This window comes from Bradyrhizobium sp. MI1.7, assembly GCF_055811795.1.
In genome coordinates this window covers 153,657-174,987 of record NZ_JBVVPO010000005.1, presented here as the reverse complement: position 1 = coordinate 174,987, position 21,331 = coordinate 153,657, and the positions used below count along the sequence as shown (strand labels likewise).

General features: G+C 64.1%; 17 protein-coding genes. 11 read left to right on the top strand and 6 right to left on the bottom strand.

Features of this window, described 5'->3' with window-relative positions; translation table 11 throughout:
* The first annotated feature begins 65 nt into the window (after positions 1-65).
* The 4 genes from AC0L3X_RS08090 to AC0L3X_RS08075 are packed head-to-tail and all read left to right on the top strand — an operon-like array spanning position 66 to position 1,523.
* Complete coding sequence (locus AC0L3X_RS08090) at positions 66-389, top strand: ArsR/SmtB family transcription factor (protein WP_028147048.1); 324 nt, start codon at positions 66-68, stop codon at positions 387-389.
* Entirely contained in the window at positions 386-817 is a 432-nt protein-coding gene (locus tag AC0L3X_RS08085; RefSeq protein WP_063981414.1) for an SRPBCC family protein, read from the top strand. The genes AC0L3X_RS08090 and AC0L3X_RS08085 overlap by 4 nt, the downstream gene beginning before the upstream one ends.
* Before the next feature lie 44 nt (positions 818-861).
* A complete protein-coding gene (locus AC0L3X_RS08080; protein ID WP_063981413.1) occupies positions 862-1,080 on the top strand; it encodes a hypothetical protein in 219 nt (72 codons plus the stop codon).
* A gap of 2 nt (positions 1,081-1,082) precedes the next feature.
* Positions 1,083-1,523, top strand: coding sequence for a DUF1801 domain-containing protein (locus tag AC0L3X_RS08075; protein ID WP_063986127.1), 441 nt, complete (start codon positions 1,083-1,085; stop codon positions 1,521-1,523).
* A gap of 231 nt (positions 1,524-1,754) precedes the next feature.
* On the opposite strand, the gene AC0L3X_RS08070 is transcribed toward AC0L3X_RS08075, so the two are convergent.
* The 4 genes from AC0L3X_RS08070 to AC0L3X_RS08055 all read right to left on the bottom strand — a co-directional run bounded on the left by AC0L3X_RS08070 (position 1,755) and on the right by AC0L3X_RS08055 (position 7,510).
* Entirely contained in the window at positions 1,755-3,290 is a 1,536-nt protein-coding gene (locus AC0L3X_RS08070; RefSeq protein ID WP_028147051.1) for a SpoVR family protein, read from the bottom strand.
* Positions 3,287-4,570 (bottom strand): YeaH/YhbH family protein, encoded by a 1,284-nt coding sequence (locus AC0L3X_RS08065; RefSeq protein WP_063981412.1) that lies wholly within the window; start codon positions 4,568-4,570, stop codon positions 3,287-3,289. The genes AC0L3X_RS08070 and AC0L3X_RS08065 overlap by 4 nt, the downstream gene beginning before the upstream one ends.
* A gap of 22 nt (positions 4,571-4,592) precedes the next feature.
* Entirely contained in the window at positions 4,593-6,536 is a 1,944-nt protein-coding gene (locus AC0L3X_RS08060) for a PrkA family serine protein kinase (RefSeq protein ID WP_063981411.1), read from the bottom strand.
* 299 nt (positions 6,537-6,835) lie between these two features.
* Positions 6,836-7,510 (bottom strand): STM3941 family protein, encoded by a 675-nt coding sequence (locus AC0L3X_RS08055; protein ID WP_283017522.1) that lies wholly within the window; start codon positions 7,508-7,510, stop codon positions 6,836-6,838.
* 302 nt (positions 7,511-7,812) lie between these two features.
* Here AC0L3X_RS08055 and AC0L3X_RS08050 point away from each other — a divergent pair, with 302 nt between their 5' ends.
* From AC0L3X_RS08050 to AC0L3X_RS08025, 6 genes are read left to right on the top strand one after another with little or no spacing between them, the layout of a single operon-like run.
* On the top strand, positions 7,813-10,662 hold the full coding sequence (locus AC0L3X_RS08050) for a bifunctional transaldolase/phosoglucose isomerase (protein ID WP_063981409.1): 2,850 nt from the start codon (positions 7,813-7,815) through the stop codon (positions 10,660-10,662).
* A gap of 12 nt (positions 10,663-10,674) precedes the next feature.
* The gene (gene gnd, locus AC0L3X_RS08045) at positions 10,675-11,673 is read left to right on the top strand and encodes a phosphogluconate dehydrogenase (NAD(+)-dependent, decarboxylating) (RefSeq protein WP_473316351.1); all 999 of its coding nucleotides are present in this window, start codon (positions 10,675-10,677) and stop codon (positions 11,671-11,673) included.
* A gap of 40 nt (positions 11,674-11,713) precedes the next feature.
* Positions 11,714-13,225, top strand: coding sequence for a glucose-6-phosphate dehydrogenase (gene zwf, locus AC0L3X_RS08040; protein WP_063981408.1), 1,512 nt, complete (start codon positions 11,714-11,716; stop codon positions 13,223-13,225).
* Positions 13,225-13,974 carry a 6-phosphogluconolactonase gene (pgl, locus tag AC0L3X_RS08035; RefSeq protein WP_063981407.1) on the top strand — a complete coding sequence of 250 codons (750 nt, stop codon included), beginning with the start codon at positions 13,225-13,227 and terminating at the stop codon, positions 13,972-13,974. The genes zwf and pgl overlap by 1 nt, the downstream gene beginning before the upstream one ends.
* Positions 13,961-14,491, top strand: a complete 531-nt coding sequence (locus AC0L3X_RS08030) for a gluconokinase (RefSeq protein ID WP_014492792.1) — start codon at positions 13,961-13,963, stop codon at positions 14,489-14,491. Before pgl ends, AC0L3X_RS08030 begins: the two co-directional genes overlap by 14 nt.
* Before the next feature lie 25 nt (positions 14,492-14,516).
* On the top strand, positions 14,517-15,329 hold the full coding sequence (locus AC0L3X_RS08025; protein ID WP_063981406.1) for a Cof-type HAD-IIB family hydrolase: 813 nt from the start codon (positions 14,517-14,519) through the stop codon (positions 15,327-15,329).
* 55 nt (positions 15,330-15,384) lie between these two features.
* On the opposite strand, the gene AC0L3X_RS08020 is transcribed toward AC0L3X_RS08025, so the two are convergent.
* Together AC0L3X_RS08020 and malQ are read right to left on the bottom strand one after the other, a co-directional pair.
* The gene (locus AC0L3X_RS08020; RefSeq protein WP_063981405.1) at positions 15,385-17,187 is read right to left on the bottom strand and encodes a glycoside hydrolase family 15 protein; all 1,803 of its coding nucleotides are present in this window, start codon (positions 17,185-17,187) and stop codon (positions 15,385-15,387) included.
* Positions 17,188-17,217: 30 nt separating this feature from the next.
* Positions 17,218-19,179 (bottom strand): 4-alpha-glucanotransferase, encoded by a 1,962-nt coding sequence (gene malQ / locus AC0L3X_RS08015; RefSeq protein ID WP_063981404.1) that lies wholly within the window; start codon positions 19,177-19,179, stop codon positions 17,218-17,220.
* Positions 19,180-19,383: 204 nt separating this feature from the next.
* Here malQ and AC0L3X_RS08010 point away from each other — a divergent pair, with 204 nt between their 5' ends.
* Positions 19,384-21,330: a maltotransferase domain-containing protein gene (locus AC0L3X_RS08010; RefSeq protein WP_063981403.1), complete on the top strand. Its 1,947-nt coding sequence runs from the start codon at positions 19,384-19,386 to the stop codon at positions 21,328-21,330.
* Position 21,331 lies beyond the last annotated feature (1 nt).

Genomic DNA, 21,331 nt, shown 5'->3' with positions numbered 1-21,331 from the left:
GGCTTGACTTATCCATAACTCTACGGTTATGAGTTAATCCATAACTTATGGGTTATGGATTTCACATGTCCGCCGCGCACGATCTTCTGTTCAGGACGCTCGCCGATCCGACCCGGAGGGCGATCTTCGAGCGGCTATGCCGGGAGGGCGAGCAGACGGTCGGGGCACTGACGGCGACGTCAGGCGTTTCCCAGCCGGCGGTCTCAAAACATCTCGGCGCGCTGAAGCAGGCCGGGCTGGTGCGCGACCGCCATGCAGGACGCCAGACCCATTACAGCGCGCAGCCCGGCGCGCTCAATCCGCTGATCGACTGGACCGGCCAGATGGCCGGCTTCTGGCAGAACCGGCTCGATGCTCTCGACGATCTCCTGAAGAGGATGGACCAATGACCGAAGCTGCCGCCGAGATGCGCTCCGTGGTGATCGAGCGCGAATTTTCCTTCCCGGCCGAGCGGATCTGGCGCGCGCTGACGCAGCCGCATCTGATCGAGGAATGGCTGATGAAGAACGACTTCAAGCCGGTCGTGGGACATCGCTTCAATCTTCGCGGCGAATGGGGCGGCGTGCTGGACTGCGAGGTCCTCACCATCGAGCCGCAGCGCGCGCTCGCCTATACCTGGAATTTCTCGCATGAGAACGCGGCGTTCGATCTGAAAAGCGTGGTGACCTTCACGCTGACGCCGACGAACGCGGGCACGCATTTGCGCGTCGAGCAGGCGGGCTTCAGCCCGACCCAGAAGCAGGCCTATGGCGGCGCGCATGCCGGCTGGAAGCAGTTTTTCGCCAAGCTGGACGAGGTGCTGGCGCGAGCTGACTAGGTCCGTCGCCGGCCTTTATTCGATCATCTCAAGAGGAGGTTTCATTGACCGGGAATATGTGGGTTCGGCAGATCCATCGCTGGCTGTCCATCGCTTTCACGCTCGCCGTGATCGCGAACATTGTTGCCCTGACGCTGCAAATCCAGGCCACGTGGATCGGGCTGCTGGCATTCGTCCCACTGATTCCATTGCTCGCGACCGGGCTCTACATGTTCGCGCTGCCCTATGTCGGCCGCCGCGGCGGCGCGCGGCAAGAGGCGTGATCATGAAGAGGGCTGTGACCGCGAAGACAAGCAGCGCGACCAAGACGGACGGCGCTTCGCCCTCCAGGATGATCGACGGCAGGATCAAGGAGCTCGGCGACTGGCGCGGCGAGATGCTGGGGCGAATCCGCAGCCTGATCAAGCAGGCCGATCCTGACGTCGTCGAGGAATGGAAATGGCGCGGCGTTCCCGTGTGGGAGCACGACGGCATCATCTGCACCGGCGAGACCTACAAGGCCGTCGTGAAGCTGACTTTTGCCAAGGGCGCGGCGCTGGACGACCCGGCCGGCCTGTTCAATTCCAGCCTCGACGGAAACGTGCGCCGCGCGATCGACATTCGCGAAGGCGAAAAGATCAACGAGAAGGCGTTGAAAGCGCTGATCCGCGCGGCGGTGGAGCTGAATGGGTCCAAGAAGAAGCCGGCGAAGAAGCGATCGGCTTAGACCACGTCAAGTCGATGCAAATTCCTGGTGACGGCCAGAGCAAGCGCCTCGTCCTTCGAGACGACCGCTCCGCGGTCTCCTCAGGATGAGGCTAAGCAGAAGCGCTGTCTGTCGACATAGCTCCCGCACACTCCGTCCTCATCCTGAGGGCCCGCCAGAGGCGGGCGTCTCGAAGGATTGGCCGCGGGCGAGCTACCGCCACGTCGATGTTCCAGCAGCTTGCCAGCCGCGTCAGGCCGCCGCCGGGATCGGGCGCGGGCTTACGACATATTCGCGCAGGACCTTGTCGTTGGCATCGACCTCGATCAGTGAGACGTCGTAAGTCCAGAGATCGGCGAGGTGCTGGAGCACGCGCTTGGCGTCGGTCTCGTTGAGCTGCGAGCCCTTGATGACGTGGTGATGCAGGATCAGCCGGCGGTCGCCGGAGAGATCGACGTCGACCACTTCGATATTGGCGTCGATGAAGCCGACATCATGCTGCCGTGCCAGCTCGCGCCGCACCCGGCGGAAGCCGCGATCGTCGTGGATGGCATCGACCCGGATGCCGGCACGCTCCTCGGGATCGTCGTGCAGGTGGAACATGCGGAAGTGCCGCATCAGCTTCGGGCTCAGGAACTGCGCGATGAAGCTTTCATCGCGGTAGTTGGCCCAGACGTCGCGCAGCACGCCCATCACGTCGTTCTTGCCGGCAATGTCGGGGAACCACTCGCGATCCTCGTCTTCCGGCCTGGTGACGATGCGCTCGATGTCCTGCATCACGGCAAAGCCGAGCGCATAGGGATTGAAGCCGGAGAAGCGCGGATCGTCGAATTCGGGCTGGAACACCACGTTGGTGTGCGACTGCAGGAATTCGAGGAAGTTGCCGTCGGAGATGCGGCCTTGCTGATGCAGCTTGGTCATGATGCGATAGTGGACGTAGGTCGCGGTCCCCTCGTTCATCACCTTGGTCTGGCTCTGCGGATAGAAATATTGCGCGATGTGGCGGACGATGCGCAAAAGCTCGCGCTGCCAGGGCGCCAGCCGCGGCGCGCTCTTCTCCAGGAAGTAGAGCAGGTTTTCCTGCGGCAGGCCGAGCAGCTTGCGGCGGCGTTCGATGCTGAGCGCCGAGCGGGTCTTCGACGCCCCCTTCGGCACGGTGCGCCAGAGGTCGTTGAAGACTTCCTCCTCGTGCTGACGGCGGCGCCCTGCCCGCTTCTCCTCGGCGCGCAGATCCAGCTTCTTCTTGCCGGGATAGCGGTCGATGCCGTGCGACATCAGCGCATGCGCGGCATCCAGGGTGCGCTCGACCTCGACGCGGCCGTAGCGCTCCTCGCAGGTCATCACGTAGTTCTTGGCAAAGTCGAGATAGTCCAGAATGCCGTCGGCGTCGGTCCACTGCTTGAACAGATAGTTGTTCTTGAAGAAGTGGTTGTGGCCGAAGGCGGCGTGGGCGATCACCAGCGTCTGCATCGTCGCCGTGTTCTCCTCCATCAGATAGGAGATGCAGGGCGAGGAGTTGATCACGATCTCATAGGCAAGCCCCATCAGGCCCTTGCGGTACGAGGCCTCGTGGAACGCGAAGTGCTTGCCGAACGACCAGTGCTTGTAGAACAGCGGCATGCCGACGGACGAGTAGGCATCCAGCATCTGCTCGGCGGTGATGACCTCGATCTGGTTCGGATAGACGTCGAGCCCGAGATCCTTCGTCGCCACCTCCTCGCAGGCATCGGTGATGCGCTGCAAGGTGTGGAAATCCCAATCGGCGCCTTCGAACAAGCGTTCCGTCATGGAGCGGCTTTCTCCTGGGAAGTTTCGCGGCGCTGGAACAGATCGTGGAACACCGGGAAGATCTCGCTGCGCTCGCTGACCTTGCGCATCGAGAGCGGTGCGCCGCTGTTGCGCAGGCGGTCGTAGAGGGTCCAGAGCGAGGAGTCGGAGAGATCGAAGGCGCTGCCGCCGGACTCCCCGACCTCGAGATAGGCAAAGAACTGGCAGACCGGCAGGATCTTGTCGGTCAGCAGCATGCCCGTGAGCTCGCCGTCGGAATAGGAATTGTCGCCGTCGGAGGCTTGCGCGGCGTAGATGTTCCAGTCCGCCGGATTGAAACGCTCGCGCACGATCTCGTGCATGGCGTGGAGCGCGCTCGAGACCAGCGTGCCGCCCGAGGCCGGACCGTAGAAGAAGGTCTGCTCGTCCACCTCCTCGGCGCGGTCGGTGTGGCGGATGAAGACGATCTCGACATGCTTGTAGCGCCGCTTCAGGAACACGTAGAGCAGCATGTAGAAGCGCTTGGCGAGATCCTTCATGTGCTCGGACATCGAGCCGGAGACGTCCATCAGGCAGAACATCACCGCCTGCGCCACCGGCCGCGGCACCTTCTCGTAGCGGCGGTAGCGGATATCGAGCGGATCGACGAAGGGAATGCGCTTGGTTCTCGCCTTCAGCCTTTCGAGCTCGGCGAGCAGCAGCACACGCTCGTCCTCGTTGGTGCATGCCGCGATCGCGGCTTCCAGCTCCTCGATCTCCTCCTTGCGGGGACGCTTGAGCGCGATGCGCCGCGCCAGCGCGAGCTTCACCGTCCGGCTGACCGAGATGTTGGCGGGCGAGCCGGACGTGGTGTAGCCGGCGCGCTGGATGCCCTCGCTCTCGGTCTGCGCGATCTTGCGCTTGGCAAGATCCGGCAGCTCGAGGTCGTCGAGGAACAGATCCACGAACTCGTCGCGGGAGAGGACGAAGCGGAACGCGTCCTCGCTGTCGCCTTCGCCGGGACCGGAATCCTTGGCGCTGCCCTGGCCGGATCGCTGGAGGTAATCGCCCTCGATGAACTTCTTGTTCCCGGGCAAAACCATGTCGCGCGTTCCGCCTTCACGGCGGAAACGCGGCTCGTGCATGCCGTCGAGCGGTATCGTGACCTCACCACCCTCCAGGACGTCCTTGATGTCGCGTTCCTGCGAGGTCTTCTTGACGGCGCCCTGCACCAGGGATTTGGCCCGACGCAAGAACCGCTGCCGGTTCTCAAGACTCTTGCCGCCTGGATTCAGGCGCCTGTCAATAATGTGAATGGGCACTTTTCCATCCGCTCCATCCGCCTCAACCGGCCTGCTTCACACGCATGTACCATTCGACGAGCCGGCGAACCTGACGCTCGGTGTAGCCGCGCTCCACCATGCGTGCGACGAACTCGCCGTGCTTCTTCTCCGTCTCGCCGTCCTTCTTCGACCCGAAGGAGATGACCGGAAGCAGGTCCTCGACCTGCGAGAATATCCGCTTTTCGATCACGTCGCGAATCTTCTCGTAGGAAATCCAGGTCGGATTCTTGCCTCCGTTCTGGGCCCGCGACCGTAACGAGAATTTGACCACCTCGTTGCGGAAGTCCTTCGGGTTGGCGATACCCGCCGGCTTCTCGATTTTGGTCAGTTCCTGGTTCAAAAGCTCGCGATCGAGCAGCTGGCCGGTGTCGGCATCCTTGAAGTCCTGATCCTCGATCCAGGCGTCGGCGTAGTCGACGTAGCGATCGAACAGGTTCTGGCCATAATCCGAGTAGGATTCGAGATAGGCTTTCTGGATCTCGTTGCCGATGAACTCGGCGTAGCGCGGCGCCAGGTCCGCCTTGATGAATTCGAGGTAGCGCTTCTCGACTTCCTCAGGGAGCTGCTCGCGGCGGATCGACTGCTCCAGCGCGTACATCAGATGCACGGCGTCGGCGGCGACTTCCTGCGGATCGTGGTTGAAGGTCGCAGCCAGGATCTTGAAGGCGAAGCGGGTGGAGACGCCGTCCATGCCCTCGTCGACGCCGGCGGCATCGCGATATTCCTGGACGCTCCGTGCCTTCGGATCGGATTCCTTCAGGCTCTCGCCGTCATAGACCCGCATCTTGCCGAACAACGTGGAATTCTCGTGCTTGCGCAGGCGCGACATCACCGAGAACCGCGCCAACGTCTCCAGGGTCGACGGTGCGCACGGCGCGGCCGCCAGCTCCGAGCCCTGGATCAGCTTTTCGTAGATCTTCTGCTCTTCGGTGGCCCGGAGGCAGTACGGCACCTTGATCACGCAGATGCGGTCGATGAAGGCCTCGTTGTTCTTGTTGGCCTTGAAGCTCGACCACTCGGCTTCGTTCGAGTGCGCGAGGATCACGCCGGTGAACGGGATCGCGCCGATATTCTCGGTGCCGATGTAGTTGCCCTCCTGCGTTGCGGTGAGCAGCGGGTGCAGCATCTTGATCGGCGCCTTGAACATCTCGACGAATTCAAGGATGCCCTGGTTGGCGCGGTTGAGGCCGCCCGAATAGCTGTAGGCGTCGGGATCGTTCTGCGCGTAGGTCTCGAGCTTGCGGATATCGACCTTGCCGACCAGCGAGGAGATGTCCTGGTTGTTCTCGTCACCAGGCTCGGTCTTGGAGACCGCGATCTGGCGCAGCCGCGACGGCTGGATTTTTGCGACTCTGAACTGAGAAATGTCACCGCCGAAGGCTTCCAGCCGCTTGTAGCACCACGGGCTCATCAGGCCGGTGAGGCGACGGCGCGGAATGCCGTACTTCTCTTCCAGCATCGGTCCGAGATGATCGGGATCGAACAGGCTGAGCGGGCTTTCAAACACCGGGCTCAATTCATCGCCGGCTTTGAGCACGTAGATCGGCTGCACTTCCATCAGCGACTTGAGCCGCTCGGCGAGCGAGGATTTGCCGCCGCCGACCGGGCCGAGCAGATAGAGGATCTGCTTGCGCTCTTCGAGCCCCTGCGCCGCGTGGCGGAAGAAACCGACGATGCGCTCGATGGTTTCTTCCATGCCGTAGAAGCCGGCGAAGGCCGGATAGGTCCGGATGGTGCGGTTCAAAAAAATACGGCCAAGGCGTGGGTCCTTGGCCGTGTCAATCGTCTGGGGCTCACCGATGGCTGCTAGCAGTCGCTCGGCCGCGTTCGCGTATTTCATGGGATCGCTTCGACACGATTCCAGATATTCCGCCATCGACATGTCGTGTTGGCTTCTCGCCTCGAACGACTTAGCGAAAGCGTTGAATAGAGAATCGTTATACATGATCCCTCTCCGCGTGAGTTCCGCCACAAGCTGAAACGAAAGCAGTTACCGGACCGTTCCTCAGGCCATTTCGAATCAGCGTGAGCACATGACGATCATTGGACACCCGGGTGCCGACACGACGCAACGCACAACGTAGGCACTCGTTGAGTTACGAACAGGCACATGCCTGTAATTTGTGCGAATCTGTATCTATCTTCGCTCATTTCCAGAAAATGTCACTTGGTCGCAACATCCGGGCATTACCGGGGATGAGCCCATCCGGCACTGCAACATGGAGCGATCTGCGAGCGGCAATCTTATGACGCTTGTACGGCGAAGCCTTGCGTGCCGCGTTCATCTTCCTGCTGCAATGCGGTGCGCGCAACGCTCGCAGCATGACAATCGCGGCAAGCGCGCAGCAGTGTATCAAAATCGGTCGCCAACCCCTCGGAGGGGATGACAATCCGTTCATTCTGCCGTTCATTCTGCCGTTCATTCTGCGCGCGGGGCGCCAAGGTGCTGATGGTGCAGAGCTGCCGCTGCAAGGCCGGCGTCAGCGTCAGCACGATCGCCTTGTGGCCGCGGCCTTCCTCAGTCGAAACCTCCGCAATCGAGTCCCACAGCAGAAATTCATTGCCGATGCGGAGGTCGCGGATGCCATAGGGGGTGACGATCACCACCGGTCCCCGCTCGGCGGGCAGCAGCCAGATCAGCCGGCCGGTCACCAGGCCGAACAGCACGACGCCGGCATAGCCGACCGTCGTATCGTAGTCGCCCAGACCGTCCCACCAGTCGAAGGCAAGGGTCGCGCTGAACAGGGTCAATGCGAAGCCCGCCGCGACCAGCAGCCGCAGTTGGGTCGTACATGGGCTGATTTCGAGATCGTGGGTCGCATCGATGCATGCGGCCGGCGCGACCGATTGCGGGCTGTCGGCAACAGCGAGCGTCAGGCGGTCATGATGTGCGTGCATGCTCTTCCCCAGCATGGCCATTCGCGGCCGAGCGACGATCTATCAGGCGGACCGTAATCCGCTGATGACACTCCACGCAGACTGGGCTGACGAGACGAAGCGGCTACGTTGGTAACGAGCCCTTGGCCATTGTTCCGGCCGACGACTTTTTACGCAACACAGCTACTTCCGCCTGGATCGCCATGATCGCGACGGAGTTACACTGGAGGGTAGACGCCTATCCCCTTGATTGGTTCCCTCCCGGGAGCATGTAGGCTAGAGGATAGCGCGTCAGGACCGGCGCGGAAACCCCTCGCCCGCAGGCTTGGAGATAAATAAACATCATGAATCCCGTCAAAGAACTGGAAAAGCACGGACAAGCCGTCTGGCTGGACTTCCTGGCCCGTGGCTTCATCGCCAAGGGCGACCTGAAGCGGCTGATCGACACCGACGGTGTCAAGGGCGTCACCTCCAACCCGTCGATCTTCGAGAAGGCGATCGGCAGTTCGGACGAGTATGACGCCCCGATCGGCAAGGCGCTGAAGCGCGGCGACCGGACCGTGGCCGACCTGTTCGAGGCCGTCGCGATCGAGGACATCCAGAACGCCGCGGACGTGCTCCGCCCGGTCTATGACCGCCTGAGGGCCGGCGACGGCTATGTCAGCCTGGAAGTTTCGCCCTATCTGGCGATGGACACCGCCGGCACGGTCGCCGAGGCGCGGCGGCTCTGGAAGGATGTCGACCGCAAGAACCTGATGGTGAAGGTGCCGGCGACGCCGGAGGGCCTGCCGGCGATCGAGACGCTGATCGGCGACGGCATCAGCATCAACATCACGCTGTTGTTCGCCAGGGACGTCTACCTCCAGGTTGCCGAGGCCTATCTCGCCGGTCTGGAAAAATACGTCGCCGGCGGCGGCGACCCGTCGCACGTGGCGAGCGTCGCGAGCTTCTTCGTCAGCCGCATCGACTCGGTCGTCGACAAGCAGCTCGACGAGAAGATCGCCCGCGCCAACGATCCATCCGAGAAGGAGCGGCTCGCCGCGCTGAAGGGCAAGGTCGCGATCGCCAACGCCAAGGTCGCCTACCAGGATTACAAGCGCCTGTTTTCCGGCCCGCGCTGGGACAAGCTCGCCGCCAAGGGCGCCAAGCCGCAGCGGATGCTGTGGGCCTCCACCGGCACCAAGAACAAGGACTACAGCGACGTCCTCTATGTCGAGGAGCTGATCGGCCCCGACACCATCAATACCGTGCCGCCGGCGACGCTCGACGCGTTCCGCGACCACGGCAAGCCGCGCGACAGCCTGGAAGAGAACGTCGACGACGCCCGCCGCGTGCTGGAAGAACTGGAACGCTCCGGCGTCTCGCTCGAGGCGATCACCGAGGAGCTCGTCAAGGACGGCGTCAAGCAGTTCGCCGATGCCGCCGACAAGCTCTATGGCGCCGTCGCCCACAAGCGGGCAACCGTGCTCGGGCCTGCGATCGACCACCAGCTTCTCTCGCTCGGCGACGGCCTCGGCAAGGCGGTGGCCAAGACCACCGAGGAATGGCGCGCCTCGGCAAAGATCCGCAGGTTGTGGCAGCGCGACAAATCGGTCTGGACCGGCACCGACGAGGACAAATGGCTCGGCTGGCTCGACAGCGCGGCGAAGGCCGACGTCGCCGACTACGAGGACTATGCGAGCCGCGTGAAGGGCCAAAAGTTCTCCGATGCCGTCGTGCTCGGCATGGGTGGATCGAGCCTTGGCCCCGAGGTGTTGGCCGAGACTTTTGCGCGGAAGTCCGGCTTCCCGAAATTGCACGTGCTGGATTCCACCGATCCGGCACAGGTCCGGGCAATGGAGGCCAGGATCGACATCGCCAACACCGTGTTCATCGTGTCCAGCAAATCCGGCGGGACCACCGAGCCGAACGCGATGAAGGATTATTTCCACGAACGCGTCGCACAGGCGGTCGGGCCGAAAGTGAAGACCGGCCATCGCTTCATCGCGGTGACCGATCCCGGCTCGTCGCTGGAGAAGGCGGCGAAGAGCCTCAACTACGCCCGCATCTTCCATGGGGAACCCTCGATCGGCGGCCGCTATTCGGTGCTCTCGCCGTTCGGCCTGGTGCCGGCGGCGACCGCGGGCATCGACGTCAATACGCTGATCAAGCACGCGCTCTCCATGGCCCGCTCCTGCGGACCCGACGTGCCGCCAGGTGAGAACCCGGGCGTCCAGCTCGGCCTTGCCATGGGCCTCGCCGGCCTCGAAGGGCGCGACAAGGTGACGATCCTGTCGTCGAAGAAGATCGCCGATTTCGGCGCCTGGGCCGAACAGCTGATCGCGGAATCGACCGGCAAGGAAGGCAAGGGCCTGATCCCGATCGCCGGCGAACCACTCGGCGAGCCCGCGCTCTACGGCAACGACCGCTTCTTCATCGACATTCGCACCGAAGGCGAAGCGGACGCCGCGCATGACTCCAAGCTCGCCGCGGTCGAAGCCGCCGGCCATCCCGTCGTGCGCATCGTGATGAAGTCGATCGACCATCTCGGTCAGGAGTTCTTCCGCTTCGAGATGGCGACGGCGGTCGCTGGCAGCATCCTCGGCATCAACCCGTTCGACCAGCCGGACGTGGAAGCGGCCAAGATCAAGACCCGCGAGCTCACCGCGTCGTTCGAGAAGACCGGTGCATTGCCGGCCGAACAGCCGGTGGTCAGCACCGACGAGGCCGATCTCTACACCGACGAGGCCAACGCCACGGCGCTGCGCGCCGCTGGCGCCAACGGCGACCTCACCTCGTGGCTGAAGGCGCATCTCTCCCGCTCGGGCCGTGGCGACTATGTCGCCCTGCTCGGCTACATCGCGCGCGACAAGGCGACGATCGACGCACTCCAGACGATGCGTCTCGAAGTGCGCGAGAAGCGTCACGTCGCGACCTGCGCCGAGTTCGGGCCGCGCTTCCTGCATTCGACCGGGCAGGCCTACAAGGGCGGGCCCGACAGCGGCGTGTTTCTCCAGATCACGGCCGACGATGCCAAGGACTTGTCGGTGCCGGGCCAGAAGGCGAGCTTCGGCGTGATCAAGGCCGCGCAGGCGCGCGGCGACTTCGACGTGCTCACCGAGCGCGGCCGGCGCGCGCTCCGGGTCCACCTCAAGGGCGGGCTCAAGAAAGGTCTCGCGGCGCTCAACGCGGCGCTTAACGATGCGCTGAACTAAGGGAATCTCTCGATGCAACTCGGCATGATCGGCCTCGGCCGGATGGGCGGCAACATCGTTCGCCGCCTGATGCGCCACGGTCATACGACCGTGGTCTACGACAAGGACGCCAAGGCCGTCGCGGGTCTCGCCGCAGACGGCGCACAGGGCTCGGCGACGCTGGAGGAGTTCGTCGCCAAACTGGAGCGGCCGCGCGCGGCCGGGGTGATGCTGCCGGCCGGCCACATCACCGAGACGACGATCGACACGATCGCGGCCGTGATGCAGGCCGGCGACGTCATCATCGACGGCGGCAACACGTTCTGGCAGGACGACGTCCGCCGCGGCAAGGCGCTGAAGGAGCGCGGCATCCATTATGTCGACGTCGGCACCTCAGGCGGCGTCTGGGGGCTCGACCGCGGCTATTGCATGATGATCGGCGGCGAGAAGCAGGTGGTCGACCGGCTCGATCCGATCTTCGCCGCGCTTGCGCCCGGCGCCGGCGACATTCCGCGCACGGAGGGACGTGAGGGGCGCGATCCCCGCATCGAGCAGGGCTACATCCATGCAGGCCCCGTGGGCGCCGGCCATTTCGTCAAGATGATCCACAACGGCATCGAATACGGCCTGATGCAGGCCTATGCCGAAGGTTTCGACATCCTCAAGAATGCCAACATCGAGGCGTTGCCGGCGGATCATCGCTACGATTTCGACCTTGCCGACATCGCCGAGGTGTGGCGGCGCGGCAGCGTGATCCCATCCTGGCTGCTCGACCTCACCTCGACGGCGCTCGCCGACAGCCCTGCACTTGCGGAATATTCCGGCTTCGTCGAGGATTCCGGCGAAGGGCGCTGGACCGTGAATGCGGCGATCGACGAGGCCGTACCGGCCGAAGTTTTGACCGCGGCCCTCTACACACGTTTCCGTTCCCGCAAGGAACACACCTTCGCCGAAAAAATTCTCTCCGCGATGCGCGCGGGTTTCGGCGGCCACAAGGAGCCGAAGCAGCCGGGCGCTTCGAAACCCAAATAAGAGCCGAAGTAACAAGTAACAGAGCGAAGGCCGATCATTCGTGACAAAAGACCCGCAGGCCAAGCCCAAGCCCGAAAATTGCGCCTTCGTCATCTTTGGCGCGACCGGTGACCTTACCCATCGGCTGGTGATGCCGTCGCTCTACAATCTGGCCGCCGAGCACCTGTTGCCGGAGAAGTTCTGCGTCGTCGGCGTGGCCCGCAACCGCCAGTCGGATGACGAGCTGCGCGACAGCCTGTTGAAGGGCCTGCGCCAGTTCGCAACCCGTCCCGTGGACGACGACATTGCCCGGAAACTGCTGGAATGCGTGACCTTCGTCGAGGCCGATCCGAAGGATCCCCCCTCCTTCGACCGCTTGCGCGCGCATCTGGATTCGCTGGAATGCGCGCAGGACACCGGCGGCAACCGACTGTTCTATCTGGCAACGCCGCCTGCCGCGTTCGCGCCGACTGCGCGCGAGCTCGGCCGCACCGGCATGATGAAGGAGAACGGCGCCTGGCGTCGGCTCGTAATCGAAAAGCCGTTCGGCACCGATCTCGCGTCAGCCAAGGCGCTGAATGCCGATCTCTTGAAGATCATGGACGAGCACCAGATCTACCGGATCGATCATTATCTCGGCAAGGAGACGGTGCAGAACATCCTGGTGCTGCGCTTTGCCAACGGCATGTTCGAGCCGATCTGGAATCGCAACCATATCGACCACATCCAGATCACCGTGGAGGAGAAGCTCGGCGTCGGCCATCGCGGCGGCTTCTACGATGCCACCGGCGCACTGCGCGACATGGTGCCGAACCATCTGTTCCAGCTGATGTCGCTGGTCGCGATGGAGCCGCCGGCGCGGTTCGATGCGCATTCCGTGCGCTCCGAAAAGGCCGACGTGCTGACGTCGATCCAGGAGCCGACCCGGGAAGAGGCGCTGAAGAATTCGGTGCGCGCGCAATATCTCGCCGGCCGCATCGGCGACGACGAGATCACGGACTATCGCAAGACCGAGGACGTCAAGCCCGGCAGCACCACCGAGACCTTCGTCGCGCTGAAGCTGATGATCGACAATTGGCGCTGGGCCGGCGTGCCGTTCTATCTGCGCACCGGCAAGGCGCTCGGCCACAAACGCACGGAAGTGGCGATCAAGTTCAAGCAGGCGCCGCTGTCGATGTTCTCAGGCACGGATGTCGACCGCCTGTCGCAGAACTTCCTCACCATCGGCATCGCGCCGACCGAAACCATCGAGCTGCAGTTCAACGCCAAGATCCCGGGGCCGAGCATCACCATCGACGGCGTCGAGATGAAGTTCAAGTACGGCGACTATTTCCGCGCCGATCCCTCGACCGGCTACGAGACTCTGATCTACGACTGCATGATCGGCGACAACATCCTGTTCCAGCGCGCAGACGGCATCGAGGCCGGATGGCAGGCGGTGCAGCCGTTCCTGGACGCCTGGAAAAGTGAAGGCACCAACGGCATCGAGACCTATCCCGCCGGCAGCGACGGCCCCGCCTGCGCCGATGAGCTGCTCCGGCGCGACGGGCGAAGCTGGCGGAAGTTTACGTGATGGCAGCGGCCGACCAGCCGAAGCTGATCGTCGAGGCCGATGCCGAGGCGCTGGCGCAGGCCGCAGCCGAACGGGTGATGGCGCGGATATCAGCCAATCCCGGGCGGATTGCGATCTGCCTCACCGGCGGCTCCAGCCCGAAGAAGCTCTATCAATTGCTCGGCAGCGAGGCGTATCGCGGCAAGATCCCGTGGGACCGCGTGCACTGGTTCATCGGTGACGAGCGTTTCGTGCCTTCGAGCGATCCCCTCAACAACATGGCAGTCGCGCGCGCGACCTTTCTCGACCGCAATGCGCCGTCCGGGCATATTCACCCGATCCCCACCACGGCTGAAAGCCCCGAAGCGGGTGCCGAGGCCTATGCGCGCGAGCTTCAGTCCTTCTACGGCGCCGAAAACCTCGATCCGGCACGGCCGCTGTTCGACATGGTCCTGATGGGCGCGGGCCCGGACGGCCACACCGCCTCGCTCTTCCCCGGCTACCCCGCGATCGAGGAGACCACACGCTGGGTGGTCGGCGTCCCCAAGGCCAATGTCGCGCCGTTCGTGCCGCGGGTGTCGCTGACCCTGCCCGCCTTGGCCTCCTGCCGCGAAATGCTGTTCGAGATTGCCGGGCACGACAAGCAGCCGATCTTGACGCGCCTGCTCAATGGCGAGACTCTGCCGGCTGTACGCGCGCGCTCGAATGGTGAGACCGTCTGGCTGGTCGACCAGGCCGCGCTTCCGGAGGGAATTCGTGGCGGGCGTTGAAGCACCTTGTGCGTTGATCGTGATGGGCGTGTCGGGTTCAGGCAAGAGTACGGTTGCGGAGGCGCTCGGGCAGCGGCTCGGCTGGCGTTTCGAGGACGGCGACAGCTTTCACCCAGCCAGCAATGTCGAGAAGATGCGAGCCGGCCACCCCCTCACCGACGAGGACCGCTGGCCCTGGCTCAACGCCATCGCCGACGAGATTGCGCGGGTTTGCGATAAAGGCGAGCACGTGATCATCGCCTGCTCGGCGCTGAAGCACACCTATCGCGACGTGCTTCTGCGCGGACGCGACGACGTCCGCTTCGTCTTCCTGAGGGGCACTAGGGAGCTGATCGCCGCCCGCCTCGCGCAACGCAAGGGCCATTTCATGCCGCCCGAACTGCTGACGAGCCAATTCACGACGCTGGAGCCGCCCGAGGCTGGCGAGCACGTCGTCACCGTCTCGATCGATGAATCCGTCGAGGCGATCGTTGACGGCGTGGTCCGGCAATTAAAGCTGAGCGGGGCGAAACGCTGAGGCCGACAAACCCTGAGGTCCTGCCATGACGAAAATCTCACTGGTCGTCTCCGACGTCGACGGCACGCTGCTGACCAAGGACAAGACGCTGACGGAGCGCGCGCAGTCCGCGGTCCAGCGACTGCACAAGGCCGGCATCGGCTTCACCATCACCTCCAGCCGCCCAGCGATCGGCATGCGGTTCCTGGTCGAGCCGCTGGCGCTCTGGCTGCCGATCGGTCCGTTCAACGGCTCCTCGATCGTCGATCCCGAGATGCATCCGGTCGAGCAGCACCTGATCCCGGCGAACGCCGCCGAACGATCGTTGCAGATCCTCCGGGAGTTCGGCGCCGACATCTGGCTCTTCACCACCGACAAATGGCTGATCGACAACCCTGATGGTAAATACGTCGCGCACGAGCAGCACACGATCCGCTCCGATCCCACCATCGTGACGGATTTCTCGCCGTACCTTGCGAACGCCTGCAAGATCGTCGGCGCCAGCGCCGATGCCGCCGGCCTCGAGCGTTGCGAGAAGGCGATGCAGGAGGCGCTGGGCAGCGCGGCCACCGCGGTGCGCTCGCAGACCTATTATCTCGACATCACCCCGCCCGGCTTCGACAAGGGCACCTTCGTGCAGGCCATGGCCAAGCGCCTTGGTATTTCCACCGACGCGGTCGCCACCATCGGCGACATGCAGAACGACCTTGCGATGTTCCGCGTCAGCGGCACCTCGATCGCCATGGGCAATGCCACCGACAGCGTCAAGGACCAGGCCACCCACGTCACCGCAACCAACGAACAGGACGGCTTTGCGGAGGCGATGGAGGTGATCTTGAAGCGGAACGGGGTGGGCTGAGATCTGATGAGATGAGACTCGACTGGCGCCGCGACGGAGGTGCGCTCCCTCCCCCTTACTTCGACCGCTGAACCGCCGGCTTCTCGCTCTCCTGCCTCGCGGCCGAGAGATTGTGCGCGGTGTTGATCAGCGCGATGTGGGTCAAGGCCTGCGGGAAATTGCCGGTCTGGCGTTGGGCGCCTGAATCATATTCTTCGGCCAAGAGGCCGACGTCGTTCGCGATGCCGACCACGCGATCGAGCAACACTTGAGCCTTGTCGAGATCGCCGGCCAGCACATGCGCATCGGCCAGCCACAGGCTGCACGCCAGGAACGCGCCCTCGATCGGCTGCGTCTCCTCGGACACTTCGCGGGGATCGTGGCGCAGCACAAAACCGTCGCGCATCATGTGTTTCTCGACGGCGGCGATGGTGCCCCCAATGCGCGGGTCCGATGGCGGCAGAAAGCCGACGGCCGGCAGCAGTAGCACGCTGGCATCGAGCAGTTTTGAACCATAGAAGTCGACGAAGGCATTCTCCTCCGCGTCAAATCCCTTGTTGCAGACATCGCGATGAATGGCTTCGCGCAGGGCACGCCAATGCAGCAGCGGCGCCTTGAAGCCAAAGGTCTCGGCGCTCTTGATGCCGCGGTCGAAGGCGACCCAGGTCATGACCTTGGAGAACACGTAGTGCCTGGGCTGTCCACGCAGCTCCCAGATGCCGTTATCGGGACGGTCCCAGACCTCGGCGAGATGGTTGAGCACGGCGCATTCCAGCGCCCAGGTCGTCTCGTCGTCGAGCTTCAGCTTCGCCATGCGCGACTGGTGGAAGGCGTCGATCAGTTCGCCGTAGACGTCGAGCTGGAGCTGCGCATGCGCGGCGTTGCCGACGCGCACCGGTTGGGCGCCCTCATAACCGTCGAGCCAGCCCGCTTCCCATTCCAGCAGACGCCGCTGGCCCCAGATGCCGTACATGATCTGCATGTCCGCCGGCGAGCCTGCCGCCGCGCGCAGCAGCCAATTGTGCCAGGCCAACGCTTCCTCGGTGTAACCCGAGTTCATCAGCGCCAGCAGCGTGAAGGTCGCATCGCGCAGCCAGCAGAAGCGGTAATCCCAGTTCCTGGCGCCGCCGAGCTTTTCCGGCAACGAGGTGGTGGGCGCCGCGACGATGCCGCCGGTGGGGGCGAAGGTCAGCGCCTTCAGCGTGATCAGCGAGCGTACGATCAGATCGTGATATTCGCCGTCGCGGGTGCAGCGGCTGCACCATTCGTTCCAGAATTTCTCGGTCTCCTGGAAGGCGATCTCCGGATCGATCGGCGCGGGCGGATCGAGATGCGAGGGGCCGTAGGTCAGCACGAACGGCACGGTCTCACCCGCCTTCACGTCGAAGTCGGAGACCGTGGTGAGATCCTCGCCGCGGGTCTCCACCGGGGTGCGCAGCACCGTCATGTCCTGGCCGGCGATCGCCAGCAGCGAATGGTCGATGCGTCGCACCCAGGGAATGTCGACGCCGAAGCCGAAGCGGATGACAAGCTCCATCCGCATCTTCACCGTGCCCGTGAGGCCGCGGACCAGCCGCACGATGTCGGAGGCCTTGCCGCGCGGCGGCATGAAGTCGATCAGCGCAACGGTGCCGCTCCTGGTCTCGAAGCGCGTTTCGAGGATGAGGGTGTTGCCGAGATAGCGGCGCGAGATGGAGGTCGTGTCCTCGCTTGGCGCGATCAGCCAGCGGCCGTTCTTGTGCGTACCGAGGATCGCGGCAAAGCAGGCATCTGAATCGAAGGCCGGCCAGCACAGCCAGTCGATCGAGCCGTCGCGCCCGACCAGCGCTGCGGTCTCGCAATCGCCGATCAGCGCATAGTCCTCGATCCTCTGAGCCAATGTGTCACGAGCCCCGGAAAATCCGCCGTTTCAACTCCCGCCGGTCAACGAGCGTTCCCGCGTCGCCGCCTTCAAGGCCGTAACATCGACCTTGGCGGCGATCTTGTCGAGCGCCACCGGCAGGCGCTGGCGCCAGTTCGGATGCTCATCGATCGTACCGGGAATGTTGGGCTGGTCAATTACGCCGAGCAGATCCTCCAGCGACACCGCCAGCAGACGCGACGGCGTCCGCGACAGGAAGGCGAGCACCGAATAGAGATCGTTGGCGTTGATGCCGTTCTGGCGCAGGATCTCGTCGAGCCTGCCGAGCGCATCCCAGCGCGCCTGGTCGTTCTCGCCAGGGTCGAGCCCGAGCGAGCGCTTCATCTTGAGATCGCTGAAGGAGCGCCAGCCGGCATAGGTGCACAGATCATGCGTGTTCAGCGTGACCAGCGCGTTGGGCCGGTAATGGTCGGCATTGCGGAAGCGGCCGGCATCGTCGCGCTCGAACATCATGACCAGGTAGGACCAGATGCCGAAATCCTGCATGGTCTCGCGGAAACCTTCCGGCACGGTGCCGAGGTCCTCGCCGATCACGATGCATTTGTGCGCCGCGCTCTCGCGCACCACGGCGCCGAGCAGCGCCTCGAACGGCATCTGCACGTAGGCGCCGTTGTCCGGCTTGAAGCCGCGCGGCACCAGATACAGCCGTTTCAAGCCCAGCACGTGATCGAGCCGGATCGCGCCGGCATGGCGCATCGAGGCGGCCAGCATGTCGGCGAACGGCACGAAGGATTGCGCCTCCAGACCACCGGCATTGAAGCCGGCAAGGCCCCAATCCTGTCCGACGGTGTTGAGCACGTCGGGCGGCGCGCCGACGGCGAGATGGCGCGAAATCGCCATCTGCTCGTTCCAGGCGTCGAAGCCGTTGGACTGCACGCCGACGGCGACGTCGAGATAGAGCCCGACGCGCATGCCGAGCTGGCCGGCCAATTCCTTGGCGGACTGCAATTGGCTATCGGCCGTCCATTGCACGAATTCGACGAACTCGACCTCGCGCTTGTCGGGACCGTTGCGGAGCTCGGCGCATTTGGCTTCATCCGGCTGCTGCCACTCTTGCGGCCACTCCCACCAAGGCCCGGAGAAGCGATGCCGCAGCACCTCGAAGCAGGCAAAGCGGGACAACAGCGGCGCGCGGTCCGCGCGGAAGGCGTCGAATTCATTGCGGCGCGCCTCGCTCGCGCTCGTCACGAAACTGTTGTAGGCGGCGCGCAGGCCGAGCCATTTCAGCGCCGCCATGTCCGCATAGGGCACACGGTCGCCTTCGCGCAGCCGCGCGGCGGTCGCCGCCGCGTCGGGGACGAGGTCGGCGGCAAACTCCGGGATCGCCTCGACGTCGATATAGAGCGGGTTGAGAAACAGCCGGCTGTTCGGCGAATAGGGGCTGCAATCGGCGGGGTGGTTGTCGAACAGAACATGCAGCGGATTGAGCCCGACGCCATCGGCGCCGAGCTGCCTGGCGAGCCGGACGAGATCGGCGAGGTCGGTGAAATCGCCAATGCCCCAATTGCGGTCCGAGCGGACGCTGTAGAGCTGAACGGCAAGCAGCCAGCCACGGGCGAAATCGCCGCCGAAGGCGCGTTCGGGCGCCACGATCATCGGCACCTCTTCCGCAACACCCTTGGCATCGGTCAGCGTCAACCGATGATAACCGAGCGGCAGGCCGGCGGGCCAGGCGATCACGGGCTCGTGGGTCTCGCCTTGCGCGATCACATTGCCGTTTGCGCGCAATGTCCATTGCAGCGGCGGCGCGCCGATTGTCGTCAATTCGGTGCGCGGATGTCCCAGGGCGCGCACCACCACGGGCCCGCCGACGAAGCGGTAAACCCGCTTCTCCGGCAGGGCCTCGAGGATGGATTTGAGGGCCACGGGATCGGTGACCCGCAGCTTTCCGAGGGCATCGACGAATTCGGACTGAACGCCCTTGATCCGGGCTTGAGCTAAAAGATCCATTCGGCACGCAGCTTGCAGGCCGTCATCCGGCCGGGGGCAGGGAATTTAACGAGGTCGTGGAAGAGGTTAGTCAGGGCTAACTCGCAGACCGTGCCTGCCGTTCCCAAGGGAACCAATGACACACAAGCGGCTTTCTATATTGGTATCAAGCGTAGGTTCCCGACAAGGGAAACGGGCTCCTGCTTTCTTGTCAATGGCATCACCGTGAACAAGACAATTCAAACTGTCGAGAGTGCCGCAGCCGGCAGCGCTTTCCTCATCGAAGATATCTATCCCTCGATCGACAGCGGCCGTTTCGCGGTGAAGCGGATTGCGGGCGAACGGGTCGACGTCTGGGCGGACATTTATCGCGGCGGCCACGCGGTGATCGGTGCCGCGCTGATCTGGCGAGGAGAACAGGACCGGGAATGGCGGAGCGAGCCGATGATCCATCACGGCAATGACCGCTGGTCCGGCGCCTTCACCCCCGGCGAGCCCGGCCAATATGTCTATGCGATCGAAGCGTGGACCGACGAGTTCGCCACCTGGTCGCACGGGGTTGAGCGCAAGCGGCGCGCCGGTGCGGACGTCAGCCTCGACGCGATCGAGGGCGCCGGCCTCCTGACCAAGGCACATGGCGCCCGGCAGGACGCCGCGGCGGTCATCGTGAAGCAATGCGAGGATTATCTTCAGACCGGCGACGTCGGCTCGCTGCTGGCAGCCGATCTCGGCGCGGCCATGGCTGAGAGCCAGTCGCGGCCCGACCTGACCCGCTCGCAGAACTTCCCGCTGATCGTCGACCGCGACAGAGCGCGCTTCGGCGGCTGGTATCAGATGATGCCGCGCAGCCAGGGCCAGAGCCCCGGCCAGCATGGCACGCTCCGTGACTGCATCGCGCGCGTGCCCGACATCGCCGCGATGGGATTTGACGTGCTCTACTTCACGCCCATCCACCCCATTGGCCGCACCCGCCGCAAGGGCCGCAACAATGCGCCGGTGGCGACCGAAGGCGATCCCGGCTCGCCCTATGCGATCGGCACGACCGAGGGCGGGCACGATGCACTGCATCCTGAGCTCGGCACGATCGAGGATTTCCGCGCGCTGGTCGCGACCTGTCTCGAATACGGCCTCGAGCTCGCGCTCGACTTCGCCGTGCAATGCTCGCCGGACCATCCCTGGCTGAGGCAGCATCCGGAATGGTTCAAATGGCGGCCGGACCGCTCGGTGCGGACGGCGGATGATCCCTATTCGGACATCGTCATCCCCGATTTCGCCTCCGTCGACAGGGCCGGGCTGTGGAACGCGTTTCGCGATGCCATGCTGTTCTGGATCGACCACGGCGTCACCATCTTCGCCATCGACAATCACGACACCGCGCCGCTTCCGTTCTGGGAGTGGCTGATCAGCGACATCCGCCGCCGCCATCCCGAGGTGATCCTGTTCTCCAAGACCTTTGCACGGCCGAAGCTGATGCAGGGCCTCGCCAAGCTCGGCTTTGCACAGTCCTTCAGCTATTTCCCCTGGCGCACCGCGAAATGGGAGCTGGAGCAATATCTGGGCGAGCTGACCCGCTATCCCGAGCGGGATTTCTACCGGGCGAACCTGTTCGTGAGCACGCCCGACCTGCTGCCCTATCATCTCCAGGGTGGCGAGCCCTGGGCGTTCAAGTCGCGAGCCGCGCTGGCCGCGACGCTGTCCGGCAGTTACGGCATCTACAGCGGGTTCGAGCTGCTGGAGCATGACGCGATTCCCGGCCGCGAAGAATATCTCGATTCCGAGAAATACCAGATCAAGCAGCGCGACTGGGACCGGCCCGGCAACATCAAGCCCTACATCGCCGCGCTCAATCGCATCCGCAACGATAACGCCGCACTTCAACAAATGGAGAATTTGCGCTTCCTCGGCGTCGAGGACGGCGAGACGATCGCCTTTGCCAAGGAGGCGGCCGATCCAGCCAACACTGTCGTCGCGGTCATCGCCCTCTCGCGCCATGTCCGCGAAGTCTGGTTGCCGCTCGGCGACCTCACCATCGACGCCGGCGGCGCACGCCGCCACGTCACCGCACTCGAAAATCTCATCACAGGCGAACTGTCCCGCATCGAATGGGGCGGGATCAGATTATATATCGATCCCGACCGCGACCCGGCGCTGCTGTTCCGCTGCCTGGCGTAAG

Coding starts and splice junctions, on each gene's coding strand:
- malQ (WP_063981404.1), bottom strand. CDS start 19,179: ATGGATCTTTTAGCTCAAGCCCGGATCAAGGGCGTTCAGTCCGAATTC.
- AC0L3X_RS08025 (WP_063981406.1), top strand. CDS start 14,517: ATGACGAAAATCTCACTGGTCGTCTCCGACGTCGACGGCACGCTGCTG.
- AC0L3X_RS08050 (WP_063981409.1), top strand. CDS start 7,813: ATGAATCCCGTCAAAGAACTGGAAAAGCACGGACAAGCCGTCTGGCTG.
- AC0L3X_RS08060 (WP_063981411.1), bottom strand. CDS start 6,536: ATGTATAACGATTCTCTATTCAACGCTTTCGCTAAGTCGTTCGAGGCG.
- gnd (WP_473316351.1), top strand. CDS start 10,675: ATGCAACTCGGCATGATCGGCCTCGGCCGGATGGGCGGCAACATCGTT.
- AC0L3X_RS08055 (WP_283017522.1), bottom strand. CDS start 7,510: ATGGCCATGCTGGGGAAGAGCATGCACGCACATCATGACCGCCTGACG.
- pgl (WP_063981407.1), top strand. CDS start 13,225: ATGGCAGCGGCCGACCAGCCGAAGCTGATCGTCGAGGCCGATGCCGAG.
- AC0L3X_RS08090 (WP_028147048.1), top strand. CDS start 66: ATGTCCGCCGCGCACGATCTTCTGTTCAGGACGCTCGCCGATCCGACC.
- AC0L3X_RS08075 (WP_063986127.1), top strand. CDS start 1,083: ATGAAGAGGGCTGTGACCGCGAAGACAAGCAGCGCGACCAAGACGGAC.
- AC0L3X_RS08070 (WP_028147051.1), bottom strand. CDS start 3,290: ATGACGGAACGCTTGTTCGAAGGCGCCGATTGGGATTTCCACACCTTG.
- AC0L3X_RS08085 (WP_063981414.1), top strand. CDS start 386: ATGACCGAAGCTGCCGCCGAGATGCGCTCCGTGGTGATCGAGCGCGAA.